The sequence below is a fragment of the Nostoc sp. DSM 114159 genome (assembly GCF_053470285.1).
On record NZ_JBPFEH010000001.1, the window covers coordinates 3,712,562 to 3,727,273 of the forward strand.

Annotated in this window: 12 protein-coding genes and 1 pseudogene; 6 read left to right on the forward strand and 7 right to left on the reverse strand. The window is 40.7% G+C overall.

Going from position 1 to position 14,712, the window contains the following annotated elements; all coding sequences use genetic code 11:
* Window positions 1-88: 88 nt before the first annotated feature.
* The 4 genes and pseudogenes from ACR5KR_RS15310 to ACR5KR_RS15325 form a co-directional block, all read left to right on the forward strand.
* A pseudogene (locus ACR5KR_RS15310) lies at window positions 89-281 on the forward strand (IS982 family transposase); the annotation flags it as partial.
* A gap of 227 nt (window positions 282-508) precedes the next feature.
* Window positions 509-1,225 (forward strand): class I SAM-dependent methyltransferase, encoded by a 717-nt coding sequence (locus ACR5KR_RS15315; RefSeq protein WP_448267111.1) that lies wholly within the window; start codon window positions 509-511, stop codon window positions 1,223-1,225.
* A 415-nt stretch (window positions 1,226-1,640) separates the two neighbouring features.
* The gene (locus ACR5KR_RS15320) at window positions 1,641-2,720 is read left to right on the forward strand and encodes a M4 family metallopeptidase (protein ID WP_445631630.1); all 1,080 of its coding nucleotides are present in this window, start codon (window positions 1,641-1,643) and stop codon (window positions 2,718-2,720) included.
* A 204-nt stretch (window positions 2,721-2,924) separates the two neighbouring features.
* Entirely contained in the window at window positions 2,925-3,224 is a 300-nt protein-coding gene (locus ACR5KR_RS15325) for a protealysin inhibitor emfourin (RefSeq protein ID WP_445631629.1), read from the forward strand.
* Between the two features lie 257 nt (window positions 3,225-3,481).
* Here the strand turns inward: ACR5KR_RS15325 and ACR5KR_RS15330 are convergent, their stop codons facing one another.
* The 6 genes from ACR5KR_RS15330 to ACR5KR_RS15355 all read right to left on the reverse strand — a co-directional run bounded on the left by ACR5KR_RS15330 (window position 3,482) and on the right by ACR5KR_RS15355 (window position 10,717).
* Window positions 3,482-3,958 carry a hypothetical protein gene (locus ACR5KR_RS15330; RefSeq protein ID WP_445631628.1) on the reverse strand — a complete coding sequence of 159 codons (477 nt, stop codon included), beginning with the start codon at window positions 3,956-3,958 and terminating at the stop codon, window positions 3,482-3,484.
* 125 nt (window positions 3,959-4,083) lie between these two features.
* Window positions 4,084-6,480: a hybrid sensor histidine kinase/response regulator gene (locus ACR5KR_RS15335; RefSeq protein ID WP_448267112.1), complete on the reverse strand. Its 2,397-nt coding sequence runs from the start codon at window positions 6,478-6,480 to the stop codon at window positions 4,084-4,086.
* Between the two features lie 618 nt (window positions 6,481-7,098).
* Window positions 7,099-7,680 carry a hormogonium polysaccharide biosynthesis acetyltransferase HpsU gene (gene hpsU, locus ACR5KR_RS15340; RefSeq protein WP_445631626.1) on the reverse strand — a complete coding sequence of 194 codons (582 nt, stop codon included), beginning with the start codon at window positions 7,678-7,680 and terminating at the stop codon, window positions 7,099-7,101.
* A gap of 138 nt (window positions 7,681-7,818) precedes the next feature.
* Window positions 7,819-8,775, reverse strand: coding sequence for a glycosyltransferase family 2 protein (locus tag ACR5KR_RS15345; RefSeq protein WP_445631625.1), 957 nt, complete (start codon window positions 8,773-8,775; stop codon window positions 7,819-7,821).
* 24 nt (window positions 8,776-8,799) lie between these two features.
* Entirely contained in the window at window positions 8,800-9,732 is a 933-nt protein-coding gene (locus tag ACR5KR_RS15350; RefSeq protein WP_448267113.1) for a glycosyltransferase, read from the reverse strand.
* Window positions 9,733-9,889: 157 nt separating this feature from the next.
* On the reverse strand, window positions 9,890-10,717 hold the full coding sequence (locus tag ACR5KR_RS15355) for a hypothetical protein (RefSeq protein WP_445631623.1): 828 nt from the start codon (window positions 10,715-10,717) through the stop codon (window positions 9,890-9,892).
* Window positions 10,718-11,242: 525 nt separating this feature from the next.
* Between ACR5KR_RS15355 and cobU the strand changes: the two genes are divergently transcribed.
* Together cobU and ACR5KR_RS15365 are read left to right on the forward strand one after the other, a co-directional pair.
* Entirely contained in the window at window positions 11,243-11,818 is a 576-nt protein-coding gene (gene cobU / locus ACR5KR_RS15360; RefSeq protein WP_448267114.1) for a bifunctional adenosylcobinamide kinase/adenosylcobinamide-phosphate guanylyltransferase, read from the forward strand.
* A 52-nt stretch (window positions 11,819-11,870) separates the two neighbouring features.
* On the forward strand, window positions 11,871-12,290 hold the full coding sequence (locus ACR5KR_RS15365; RefSeq protein ID WP_445631621.1) for a hypothetical protein: 420 nt from the start codon (window positions 11,871-11,873) through the stop codon (window positions 12,288-12,290).
* A gap of 198 nt (window positions 12,291-12,488) precedes the next feature.
* On the opposite strand, the gene ACR5KR_RS15370 is transcribed toward ACR5KR_RS15365, so the two are convergent.
* Complete coding sequence (locus tag ACR5KR_RS15370; RefSeq protein WP_448267115.1) at window positions 12,489-14,237, reverse strand: endonuclease; 1,749 nt, start codon at window positions 14,235-14,237, stop codon at window positions 12,489-12,491.
* Window positions 14,238-14,712: the final 475 nt, after the last annotated feature.

The following is a 14,712-nucleotide window of genomic DNA, read 5'->3' on the forward strand; positions in this document are numbered from 1 at the left end:
CAGTTCGCACCTGACAGAAGATAGAGGTTAGTGAAAAGACAAGAATTACTTCAGCTTATTTCACCATAAACGCAAGAGCCATCGCTAAGAAGACTGTCGCAGAGAAATGAGCGATGCGGAAATTATTACAACGGCAATAATCGCGGCAATGTTTTTTGATGGCAATCATAGTAAGGCTTGTAGCTATATGAAAGACCAAAACTTCATCCTATATGTTAGAAAAATCACGATTTAATCGGCGATTACATAGAATTTCGATGCTAATTAACAATTTGTTTCATCTGGAAACATATCGTTATCTGTTATATCAGGCTGCTCAGAATTAACTTTGCTCATCCTCACTCTGAACGACTTTAGCAATCTCTCAGCAAAATTGTACGTTGTTTTTGAAAAAATAGATTTTAGTGTATATATTTTAATACTAATAGTTCTTCTTATCGGTGTAGCATATACCCCAGTAATGATGGATGATTAATATTGATTAATTTGTCTATTTTTTCCAAATCTTATGCAGCAGGTATTTCCCGGAGAGGTATTCGCCAACACTGCGGATTTTGACACTGGTATTCGCCAACTGTTACCGCGATACAATGAGATGTTGGAGGTAATTACCCGTTGTTTAACTTCTACAAGTCGGCGTATTTTAGAATTAGGCTGTGGTACAGGCGAACTTAGTCTCAAGATACTCAACCGCTTTCCAGATTCCCAAGTAATTGCCCTAGATTACTCACCTAGAATGTTGCAATTTGCTCAAGATAAAATCACAGCAGCTGGATATCAACAACGCTGGACTGGTATACAAGCAGATTTTGGCGACTGGGCAGATAATCCAGAGAACTTGGATATTGGTAGCGAATTTGATGCCTGTGTCTCATCTTTGGCAATTCACCATCTCCAAGATGAGATGAAGTTGAAATTATTTGAGCGAATTGCTGGTAGCCTCACTCAAGACGGCTGTTTTTGGAATGCAGATCCTACCTTACCAGAATCACCAGCCTTAGCAGAAGTTTACAAAGCAGCACGAGAGGAATGGGCAGTTGAACAGGGAATTAATTTGACAGAGATCCGCACTAAACGTGCCACTAGCACTACTCAAGGTTACTCTAGTCAAGACCAGCTAGCTAGCTTAGATGCTCATTTCCAAATGTTGCTCGAAGCAGGATTTAAGACAGTTGCAGTACCTTGGAAATATTATGGTATAGCGGTATTTGGTGGCTGTTTGTGAAAATTATCGGTTTTGGATGCCTAGATTTGAGATTTCCCTGTCTCCAATAGGCATTTATAAAATTAACAGCTTGATAGTAACAAAACAGCAATAAATAATATTATTTCTGTTGATAAGAACTAATATATAAACTCAATAGGCCTGTAGAGGAAGTCTTGCTAACTCACACAAGGGTCTTGACTGAAACTTGCGTTAATTAAGCTGGCTTGGTGTTTTTATACAATATTTCCACATCATAAGTACCAGCGAGCATCCTATCAATCCTCTACAGACCTATTCAAAAATGCAGAGTAGAAAATTTTCTTCAGAAAAGAAACCAGGAACACGCGATTTGGACTCGTTTTTCTGCTTTTTTCTCCAGTGGAGTTAAAGCCACTGTTTGCCATCACTTAGTTTCAAAAGGAGAATATCTTGGATGGCTCGAAATAAAAAGAAATCAGTCAGTTTCAAGCATGAGCAATCACCATACTCTAGATGCCCTATTTGTTGTATTATCCCACCCCATATACTAAAAAATGTCGTGGTGAATGGCAATCCTCAGCAGCGTACTTGGGCATTTCATACATTAAATATTTCGGCACAATTTTTAGGACGAAGAAATGTTGTAGGTAATATCTCGTTTGCGCCTTCTCCTGGTGAGAAACGCCGCACCATCTACGATGCCAAAAATGGGCAGCAACTTCCTGGTACGCTGGTGCGTGCTGAGGGCGATCCTCCTAGCAGCGATCCAACAGTGAATGAAGCCTATGATGCTGCTGGTGCAACTTATGACTTGTTTCATGAGATGTTCGATCGCAATTCCATTGATGATAAAGGACTACGTTTAGACTCCACCGTGCATTATGGTGTCAAATATGACAATGCCTTTTGGAACGGCGACCAAATGGTTTATGGTGATGGCGACGGAGAACTATTTCAACGCTTTACGAAATCAATTGATGTGATTGGACATGAGTTAACTCACGGTATAACCCAGTACGAAGCAGGTTTACAGTATTATGGCGAACCTGGGGCACTGAATGAGTCATTTTCTGATGTCTTTGGTTCCTTGGTGAAACAAAAGACTAAAAATCAGACTGCACAAGAAGCAGATTGGCTGATTGGTGAAGGTCTTTTAGTACCGACTGTCAAAGGTGTTGCCCTCCGCTCCATGAAAACACCTGGAACAGCATACGATGACTCTGTAATGGGTAAAGATCCGCAACCTGCCCATGTAAAAGATAAATATACTGGTACTGAAGATAATGCTGGAGTACATATCAACTCAGGAATCCCTAACTATGCCTTTTATCTAGCGGCTGTTGAGATTGGTGGCTATGCCTGGGAAAAAGCTGGCAAAATATGGTATATAGCTTTACGCGATCGCCTACGTCCTAATGCAGATTTTAAAAAAGCTGCCAACGTCACCATTCAAGTTGCTGGCGAACTCTACGGTAATGACAGTAATGAGCAAAAAGCTGTGCGAAATGCTTGGCAAAAGGTAGGAGTTATTTAAAGTGAGGAATGAGGAATTAGGAGTTAGGAGTTTTTTCTTAACTTCTAACTCCTAACTCTTGTACAGACGCGATTAATCGCGTCTCTACTCTTAACTCCTAACTTTTAGATGTGTTGTTTGTTGTTGCTAAACTGGGAGTTGAGAACTATCATCTCCCAGTCTTAGTATGTATTTCAACTAAATAACACAACGGAGAGCGAAAAAATGCGGGTATCATTTGAACGCACGGGCGGTTTTGCTGGAATTACCAAGAAGACAACCGTTGATACAGATACTCTCCCACCACATGAAGCTGCCACACTTCGCCAACTAGTGGAAGTTGCTGATTTATTTAGGCTACCGGAACTAATTACTTCGCCAAATCCCCAGAGCGATCGCTTTCAATATAAATTAACAGTAGAAGATAACGGCAAGCAGCATACAGTGACTGTCAGTGAGTCAGCATTGCCAGGAACCTTAAGACCCCTAATTGAATGGCTACAGACGATAGCACAGAAAAGATAAAAAGTAAAAATAATTACTTATGACTCTCTGAAGCTAAGTAAGTCGGTGAGAATAAATCAAACTAGATTAAGTAACGTAAAAAATATTGGGATTATTTCGTAGTGAGGACTAAAGTCCTCTTATGAGGTCTGAATCCTTACCTACAAACCTTGAATTATTTACACCTCTCTACTTATAAAATATCTTCTGAATAGTCAAAATTGTGGCAAAGTGATAGTAAAGTAATTCGTAATTATGAATTAAATAATTCATTTTTATTAGTTACTCTCAGGGTTGAGTTCGTTGATTTCTTTGCACTTAGCCTCTGCGGCTTGATATGCTGCCAGATAGTCTTGACCACCCAACATTACATCACCGTAATATTCATAAGGTGGATCGCCATAAATTGGTAATGGATCGTCTTCTGGATAATCTTCTTTTGATTCTTCAATGATAGCTTTCAGTTTTTTAACCGTCAGACTATGTGCTGCAAAATACCAGATTTCTTGAGGATTTTTGTTCAGGTGAGGTAAGGTGGGATCGATAATCCGAACATCAGAGGTATCGTCTAGCTCAATCCAACTGTGTTCAATCGGTCTATATGGCTTCCCAGCAAAAGCTAGAAATCCCTGAATATACCTTGCTCCTTTTGTAGATAATGCTGCTTTATAAGCATTATCAAACGGAGTGCTAGCTCTGCTGTTTATCTGTTCAGCAATTTTGATTGACAGCGTTTCATCCAATAGTTTGTTCATTAATAGCAAGGATTAGAGCAGTCATAAAAACATATTACCACTGCTACTGACCATTTTGCTTGGGCATTGGAAATTGGTTATTCACTAATGACTAATGACTAATGACTAATGACTAATGACAAACTCTACTTTGTGCTAATCACCATCTGTAAGTTCATTAACAAGTCGCTTGAGGTGTAGGGCTTGGATAAAAGGGTTTTGACACTATTACCAAGGTTTTTAATCATTGTATGATTGGAGGCTAATCCACTAAGACCAATAATTTTGATATCTGGATTAATTTTTTTCAATACATTGATAGTTGTTGGTCCATCCATATATGGCATCATCATATCAATCAACACCACACTAATTTCTTGTTGATGTTTTGTATATAGTGCGATCGCATCAATACCATCACTAGCCACTAAAACTTTATAGGCATTTTGTTCTAACCAGGTTTGAGTAACCTCTCGAATTGAATCTTCATCATCAACAATGAGAATTAATTCTCCATGCCCTGCTGGTAATTCCTGATATTTAGCTAATTTACTATCTGCATCAATTGTCTGCGTTACGGGTAAGCAAACTTGAAACTCTGTACCTTTGCCCACTTCACTAACTACATTCACAAAACCGCTGTGGCTTTTGATAATACCAAGGACTGTTGAAAGACCAAGCCCTGTGCCTTTACCCACTTCTTTTGTTGTGAAAAATGGCTCAAAAATTCTATCTATTATTTCTTTTTTAATTCCTATACCTGTATCGCGCACGGTAATCATCACATAAGAACCGGCCTTAGCATCAATATTCATCCGGGCATAATGGCTATCAACCCAGAAATTCTTCGCAGAAATCTTGAGGATACCGCCATGAGGCATAGCATCACGAGCATTAATGCAGAGGTTCATCAGCACTTGGTGTATCTGAGTTGCATCACCAAAGACATCCCAAAGGTTTTGCCCAGGAACATCAATGTGGATTTCAATAGCTCTGGAAAATGTTTGCTTAACAATATTTTCGATTTCTAAAATTGAATTCCGTATCTGTAAAGTTTTAAAGTTACCTACAGATCCGCGGGAAAACCATAGCACTTGTTTAACTAAATCTGCTGCACGTTTAATATTTGTTTCCATAATTGTCAGCCATTTCTGACTTTTTTCATCCGGCAGCTTTGCCTCTAAAAGTTGTACTGTCATCATCATCGGTGTCAGTGCATTGTTAAGGTCATGGGCGATGCCACTTGCTAGAGTGCCAAGACTCTCCATCCGTTGGGCCCGGAGAAACTGGGCTTCAAGTTGCTTTTTCTCTGTGATGTCGGAGTTGACAATCAGGATGGATTTGGCTTGCCCCCAATCGTCATTTACTAGTGTCCAGCGGCTAGCAACGATGATTTCTTTGCCTTGTTTTGTGACTTGATATAGTTCACCTTGCCACGAACCACTCTCAGCTAAAGTTTCCTGGATGTTTTTCAATTGCCAAAAACTTTGCTTTTGATAAAAAAGCTGATTGACATTCCTGCCCACTACTTCTTCTGCCATCCAACCGTAGAGATGTTCAGCCCCTTGATTCCAAAATTGAATTTGGTTAATCAAATTTTGAACGATAATCGCATCTGTGGTGATGTTAAGCAAAGCAGCTTGCTCGCGGATTTTCTGTTCTGCATCTTTGCGTTCGCGTAGCGCAGCTTGCTGTTCGGTAATATCAATTACAAAGCCTGCCATTCGAGCAACTTTACCTGTAGAATCTAAAAAGATATACCCGTTGTTCTCAACTGTGATATAAGTGCCATCTTTACGACATACACGAAATTCAAGATGGAATCGCTCTTTTGTGGATAAAACGCGGTTAATCTCTTTGTTAAAGAAGCTGCGATCGTCAGGATGAATCAATTCTAACCAGCGGTTCAAACCTCCCAACATCTCAGGCATAGAGTAACCTAATATTCGCTCTACATTGCCATCATATTTAATCTCGTTGGTATGCAAGTGCCAGTCGTAGAGAATCTGACCACTTGCTTGAATTAGTGCTTGATAGCGATTGTTCCACTCATCTAATGCATCTGAATGACATCGTAGTTTTTCCTCTACCCGCTGGCGCTCCAAGATTTCGATCTCTAAACGGTTATTTTGCTCTGTAAGTTTTTTTGTGAGATTCCGTAAACGTAAATGGGTATTTATCCTAGCTAAAACCTCTTGAGATTCTAAAGGTTTGGTAATGTAATCTACAGCCCCAAGATTCAAACCTTTAACTTTATCTACCTTGTCACTCATGGCAGTTATAAATATTACGGGAATATCTTGAGTGGCTGGATTTTTTTTCAAAAGTCTACAAGTCTCAAAACCGTCGATTCCCGGCATTAATACATCCAGTAAAATCAGGTCAGGTGAAGCATATTCTGCTATCTGAACGGCACTTTGACCATCTTCAGATACTAAAACTTGAAAGCTGTAATACTCTAAAAAGTTAAATAATACTTGTAAATTAACAGGAGTATCATCGACTATTAAAATAACAGGTTTTCCATTTGTATTAAAATTCATACTTCCCTCTTATTAAATTTTTTTAAAACTTCTATAATTTGTTTTCCTTGAAAATAAAATTTTTATAAGATTTTCGTAAAATTACAAGTGGTAGGGGCAATTCATAAATTACTCCTATCTAAAAATCAGGGTTTCAGTTATTATTTGCGTAAGTCCTGCTTTAGCAAGTTAATGAAGATGTGTGGCAGATGGCACTCGATCGCCTACTTGTTGGAATGGCAAAAATAATTTTGCTATTTAAAATATCTCTTGGCTGATTTGGGATACCATACTTTCTGCCAATTTTTTTAGATACACACAAATTTTAGACTTAAATTAAAAAGATTTGATTAAATAAAAGTAAACTATTTCCACAAAATAGCGGTTTCCAAGTGATGAAGTATATATAACAATCTTGAAGCATTCGTAAAAAACAAGATCCTCGGTAACTTTTAGGAAGTCGGGGATCTACGGGTTGCAATTCTCACAAATCAAATACTAGTCTTATACCTCATTTTTATTAGAAAAAGCTATATAGCGATCGCACTTTTATTCTCTTTCCAAAAACAAATATATATATGGAAAAGTTAAGGGCGCACAGCTAGCTGCGCGCCCTTACTATATTTATCTATAAAAAATCTATGGAGTTGTGGAGGGATCGAGTTTTAGCCGAGCCGTTTTGGGGTGACAAGGGCTTCCCCAACAAACCTGTCCAGAAGGCATATTAGTAAAAACACTACTCCGAGCGCCAATCACAGCATTAGCCCCGATTTGCACCCCTGGCCCAACAAAACAATCTGCGGCTACCCATACACCATTTTCAATGGTGATACTCGCTGTTTTCAACCCAAAGGCCGGATCTTGGAGATCGTGAGTACCAGTACACAGGTAACTTTTTTGGGAAACTACGCAATGTTCGCCGATATGGATTTGATCGAGGCTATATAAAACTACGTTATCTCCAATCCAACTGTAGTTACCAATGGTAACTTTCCAGGGGTAGGTAAATCGGGCTGTGGGTCGAATTAATACACCTTTGCCGATACGAGCGCCAAATAATCGTAACAAAGCACAACGTAGAATATTTAACGGTTGAGGAGTTAGAGGAAAGGCGATCGCTTGTACAAACCACCATAATAAAACATACCAACTTGGACGCCCCCGGTCAAACCAAGATTGGTCATATTTGCGTAAATCTACAAAAGGTTGGTCATTGGTCATTTGTTATTGGTCATTGGTCATTTGTCATTGGTCACTTGTACTGAGCGACTCGTACCGACTTGTGCCGAGCGAAGTCGAGGTAGCGGAGCCAAGGTAAGTCGAAGTATTGGTCATTGGTCATTTGTCATTAGTTCTTTATCAGGAATCAATGGTCAATAGCTTTGCTTCTGCTTCTCTGCTCCCCTGCTCCCCTGCTCCCTCCTTCGGCGTAGTTGCAGTATTTAAGTGACCACCACAATTGCGTAATTCGTAAAGTTTAACGCCAATTTGATATTCATATTGACTCAGTAAACGTGCATAGATATATCCAGCTTTGCCATCTAAAAAACCGCGTTGAATTATATAAAATAAAACAAACCGCAAAATCGGTTTAAATGGTAGGTGTACCCAGACTTTTTTCAAAAATCTTTTGCGTTGTACGGCATCACCAAATAGATTAGCGCCGATAGTACCGCTATCATCTTTACCTGTAAGAATATTAAAATAAACCCTAGCTTCCCAGTTGGAATATCTGTTGTGCCGTTCTAACCAGTGGTAAAGGTCGCGAAAGTCTTCGTGGAGCATATCATTTTTGAGATATCCAACTTTCCCTTGCAAAATCACGTGTTCGTGAACTTCGTTATCACCAGTATTAGGAATATCTTCTGTATTTAGATTTTCGTAGCGACCTTTTTTATGTTGAAATAAACGTAGATTCCAATCAGGATATTTACCGCCATAACGAATCCATTTTCCTAAGAAAAATACGCGGCGGTTGAGATAGTAACCTGTATATTCATCATTTTGAATTGCTTGCTCAATCTCTTCCCAAAGTTCGGGGGTGATGCGCTCATCACAATCTACAATTAGCACCCATTCATTACGAAAAGGCAAATTATCTAAAGACCAATTTTTCTTTTTAGGCCAGCGTCCATTGAAGTTGAATTGTACGACATTTACACCGTAACTTTTAGCAATCTCAATGCTGTTGTCGGTACTTTGAGAATCTACTACAAATATTTCATCTGCTCTGCTGAGGCTAGTAAGGCAAGCAGGCAAGTTAGCTTGTTCGTTTTTTGCCGGAATTAGTACTGAAACTGGTATTTTAGATGACATATTGAGTAAAAATTATGTTACTAGTTATTTCTTATTTGATGTAAATAAAAGACCCTGAATAGCAGCATTTAAGTAACCAATCTGACCGTAAGCATACACCAGTTTGTCAAACCGTTCTGCGGGATCGGAGAAATACTGTAAAGCTTTATATAAGCCTCGCACAAACCGTTCGCTACCTCGCTGTAATTGAGCGATCCCAGCTTTACCAGCGAGTTGTTCTCGATAGCATTCACTGATACCCTGCCACCAACCCCGGTTTAAAAACCAGGAGCGTTGGAGGCGTTCTGGGGCTACATTGTGAGCGGCGAGTGCTTCGGGAAGATAAGCGACTTGCCAACCACGCTGTAGGGCGAATTCGGTCATTTGCAGTTCTTCGTTAGATAATAAATTTTTCCCCACTCGACCGAGATGAGGATCGAAACCGCCAATTTCTTCTAAGAAACTGCGGCGGATAGAGTAATTTAAGCCTCTGGGTGTTAAGCCAGGTTGCTCAATGTAAACGTTACTGTCACCTAAGTCGTATGCACCCAAATTTGCAGCTAGCCCTGGAGATAGCCACCGTGGTTGTTGAATTCCTGGAGGCCACAGGAGAGTGACTTTGCCACCTGCGATCGCTAGCTTAGAATTATTGTAATAGGCAGAATATAAAACTTGTAGCCAGCCCTTACTGGCAACGGCATCGTCATCCAAATAAGCAAGAATATCACCACTGGCTACCTTTGCACCTGTGTTACGGGCGACAGATAAACCAATGGTGGGTTCAAAAACATACTTCAGGCGCGGATCGTCGGTTCTTTGTTCTACAACCTCACGAGTGCGATCGCTAGATCCATTATCAACTATCACAATTTCAAAGTCAGCAGCAAAATCCTGTGCTAAAAGACTATCAATTGCAGCCCCTAAATAGGTATCTCGATTGTGAGTACAGATAATGGCAGAGATTTGGATGTCTGGCATAGATTGAATTTTGGATTTGAGATTTGGGACTTAGGCTACGCTCAGTCGAACGATTTTAGATTAAAATCTAAATCCAACGCATAACTGCTGAGAGTTAATCTAAACCAAAAGTTACCGACCTACCAACCGAGTTTCTTCGGAAATAATCTTTAAAACTTTACGTTTGTTGAATATGACTGTGTAAAACTACAAGAGTTTGCGCCAGTTGACTAAGGCGAGTTTCCAAAGATTGCTTGCGCCCTAGCAGTTGACGTAACTTTTGGTAACGAGCGATCGCCATACTAACATTGGGAACCTGATCTGGTGGACATGGACGCGACCAAACTTTACCAGTATCGTCTACACCACAGAGGCGATAGCCAGTAATAGATGATTGATAAGATACTTTTCCACCAGTAGCACAAATTTCTTCTACGTAGTTCATCAGGCGATCAACTTCTGCATGGCGCAGTGTCGCAGTTCCTCCTGGTTCTGGTTCGGTGGGATTGGATTCTAACCAGCCATTGACAATTGGCCCTTCTAAGTAAATATCCTGAATTTGTTTTAAAATATTTTGCAATTCTGTTTGCCAACCAGCAACAGTTTCCTGAATTTCTTGCAATAGATTCATCGCCAATGCAGGATTGGCACCGTGACGATGGTTACTAAAGGTCGGAGTTTTCAACTTGGGTAGGCTGGGTGTTTTGTTACCATTCTCTTCTGCTTGAAAGGTCTGCACAGATTCATGGTGAGGAAAGAAATTTTGGTCAGAAGGATAATCAACCTCAGTATTTACATTTAAATCAACTGTTTGTCCTTGTGACTTAACTTCCCCATTCTGAGAGGATGGAACTTGTGTACTTTCTGTAGGTTCGTTAGCGCCGACGCTGATTCTAAAGGAGAAAGGCCGTTTTGTTGTCGAATCAGTTGTTTCGGCAGTAGAGGCAGTGCCGCGATTCCCTAAATCGTGTAGAGTTGCTTCAATGCGTTTTAAGCCTGCGTTCATAAAGACATCCTAAAGTTTGCTGTCCCCAGTAGTATTGAATAATTAAGAATGGGGTAGTTGGGATTTTTGGCTTTTGCCAGTTGTAACATCTAATGATGTTGGTGCTAATTTTATCCCTTAAAAGTTATTTGAAACCAAAAATCTCACCCATTAAGTAAAAAATGTGGCGATCAATTGTAACCGTGGGTATGTAGAGGAGGCAGGAGATGGGAATTTATTTGTTGCTCTCAACCCCATCTAATTCCAATCTACGATTTTGTAGATTTTGGTGGAGGACTTAAATCGCAAGCTCACTTGCAATAATAACTACAGGAGGCTACGGCAATATTCCAACTGAGCCTTCTACCCGGTTGTTGAGCGACTTGCCCTGAGTTTCGACTGCGCGGTAATCGAGCGAAGTCGAGATTCAACTACCGCGTAGTCGTTGGCGTGGTCACTGAGCGTAGTCGAAGTGCAGCCTCTCCAAGAGTTGGGAGTCGAAACACTGCCTCCTGCCTCTCTTGTTAAAATACTCAGTAAAAAACTTTGGGTAAAATCATCTTAGTAACAGGGCCAGCACGATCTGGTAAAAGTGAATGGGCAGAAACTTTAGCTATGCAGTCAGAAAAAGCAGTTATTTATATAGCAACAGCCACCGATAACCCAGATGACCAAGAGTGGCACCAACGCATTTTAGAACACCAAGAACGTCGTCCCCAAGACTGGGTAACTCTATCTGTACCTATAGAACTGTCTGCTACCCTCGCTGATGCCAAACCCTATACTTGCCTCTTAGTTGATTCTTTAGGGACTTGGGTTGCTAATCTCCTAGAACAGGATGAATCTAGCTGGGAAAATACCCTTGCAGAGTTTTTAGAGACGGTGGAATTGGTTGCTGCTGATATGCTGTTTGTAGCAGAAGAGGTCGGTTGGGGTGTGATCCCAGCTTATCCCCTTGGAAGGGCGTTCCGCGATCGCCTCGGTTCTTTAGTACGCCAGCTAGCAACACTTAGCGAAACTGTTTATTTAGTGACTGGCGGCCATGTTCTCAATCTCAGCATCCTTGGTTCGCCATTGCCAAATAGAGCTGATGCTGGAACATTCAGGAGTCAAGATTCTTAACTGTTGATTCAAATTAATCCAAAATCTAAAATCTAAAATCTAGAATTGTAATATGGCAACCAAACAAGAAGTTAAAGGATATCTTGCCTACTGGTTTCAGTTGGGTAAGAGGGTGATTACGGGCAACGGTGAGGCAAGCTTTTTGCCCCAATCGGTGCTAAATGGCGATCGCTATAGTCAAGAATTTGAAGAATGCTGGCAAAAAATTATTTCACCGAAATCGGGTGATTGTTACCTTGAGGGTACACATGAAACTATTGCTGAATTGTTGACACCAGCATGGAATATGCTACCTTGCAGCCGATGCAATATGCCAGTAGCCGCGCGAAACGTCGGGATGCCAGCGTTGTTATGTCCCTGCAATGATTTACCTAACTGGCCAAATACTGAATTGCCAGCACCGCGAGAGCCAATTAAAACTCAAGACCAACTCCAAAGAATTTGCAATCGGCTCGTAAAGAATATTACATAAAAAAATTGCTATGGGACTTCCAATTTAAGAAGGCAGGAGGCAGTGTTTCGACTCCCAACTCTTGGAGAGGCTGCACTTCGACTACGCTCAACGACCACGCCAACGACTACGCTCAGAAAAACCCATCTGCTCAATTTCTTAAAAACGGAGGTCTAAAACTCTTCCCACCAGGATAGAGTTAAGACCTATGTATTTTTTTTAGTTGCAGTAGGTTCGTTGTGGCAGGGTAGAATCTAACACAAAGGGATTATCATTACCCTGGGGTGTTTTAGCGATCGCATGACTGCGTGCTACCTCACCAGCATCAATTGGATCGTCTGCTTGCCATTGACAGAGAGTATCCTTTTGTGCATCAAAGAAGCTTGCATTCGCCAGTTCTGGGTAGACTGTGCGGAAATAGAAAATTACCCGAGCAATATCTCCTTTCTTCGCCTCCCGTGGTTCAAAGAATCCCCGTTTGAATTCACTGTATTTGTCAATATCCTGCGGACTTGGTTGGAAACTTAGTTCATCATCATCGAGATACCAAGACGTAGTTTGATTATCAGGAATATCTCCAAATGGAAAATTGGCGCGATCGCTGTTAATTTCTACACGTGAAGCAAAGAGGTTATGCAAATCGCTTTTTGCTGGGCCTTCAGCTCCCACGCTCTGCGGCCAAACGTGTTCAGCATTGATTCTGCGTTGTGCTGCTTCCTCTCTGGGTTTATCTGAATTTGGGTCGATCGGAACACTGTAACCAGCGTAGATGTCTGTTACTATACCGCCTTGGTTATCTATTTTGGTGTAGAGCAAATCACGGGCGCTACCATATCCGAGGCTAGCACGAGGGGAGTAAAGGCTATCTAGTTTTTTTAGTAAATCGTCTCCTGTAACACCAGAAAGAATTGTGCCTGGTGTAACTGGTGGTTCAGGACTGCTAACTGGGACTGATGGAATGGGAGTAGTCTCACCAATAGCTGATAGAGTAAATCGAGCAATCACAGGGTCGCGATCGCTGGCTGAGTTAGAAATCCCTGCGTTAACGTGAACAGCATCGATCTCAGGATTTCCATTGTTAAACAAATTTGGGGTAATCAGGATTTGATCGATTTGTTCCTTATTCCCTTGAAAGACATAAGAGAAGCGGTCATCTTGAGGAATTTTGTTTACCAAATTTTTCAGTTGATTTCCTTCAAGGGTTTCGATCGCTTGGGAGTCTGGAGTATCGTTTAGATCGCCAAGAACGACAATATTTGCATTTGGGTCAGTAGTTAAGCGATTTTCGACAAATTTGTTAACAATTGTTGCCTGCTGTATCCGTTTCGGGTTGGAAGCTGCTCCTCCGCTTTTGGACGCAAAGTGATTGTTTATCAAGGCGATAGGAATATCGTTGAAAGTAAATTCACCCACTAAAGGTTTACGACTTTCTAAAAAAGCTGGATCGTCCGCAAAGCGTTCAAGCTTTTGTAGCTTAACTCGTTGAGGATTGAACAAAAAGCCTACCCGAATATTGCCACCTGGTTGGCCTCCATCAAGTCCGTTCTGAGGAGGAATTTCCCGATATTCATAGGCTGGGCCTCCTACAGATTGGATAGAACTGATGAGAGTGTCAGCAGTTAGAGTAGCATCAACTACAGAACTTAACTCAGCTCCATCATTGTCTTGTACTTCTTGCAAAGCAATAATGTCTGGTGCTTCAAGATTAGTAACAATCTGGTTTGCCAAAGCTGTAAACTTACCGTTTTTCACATCATCATCGACGTTTCTGGGCGACTTATTATCAACCTTAGAGATGTTTTCCTTTTTAGGATCGAGGTTTTCGACATTAAAGGTGCTAATCGTTAATTGCGTAGGGCTTCCTACCAAAGATGTAACTTGTACACCATGAGCGATTCCTGAAGGAAGCCAGAATACAAAAAAAACGATAAAGCACAGTGTATGCAAGACTTTTCGGAAAGAACTCATGAACATTCTCCTTAATTGCAAATAGAGACTTAACTCAGTTGGAGCGCCATTCCGAAAATATGAGAAGCAAAGAAATTGAAGTTTTTCTAAAGCCATTTGACTCAGAAAAACAATCTATCTGTTTCAGTCCAAAATCAAGTATTGAGTGCAAGCTGATGTTTGTATTAAGAGTACTTCGATTCCCAAGAAGAAGTCATAACACAACCAATAATACAGCAGTAATTTGGTATTTATCAACTTATTATCTAGTCACTTGCGGATACTAAATTGCGAGAATAACTAGTAACCAATGACCTATGCCACTCAAGAGTGCTGAGTGGGGAATCTTACTTTTTTACTCAGGACTGAGAACGGGCTAAATGTCCCGCTAACAGAACTTTGAACTGTTTTGACCCATGCCCAATGCTCAAATTCCTAAATATTTTGCTCAATAACCGTGCCACTATAGAAAATAGAGCTGCAAATTGAGCAATAG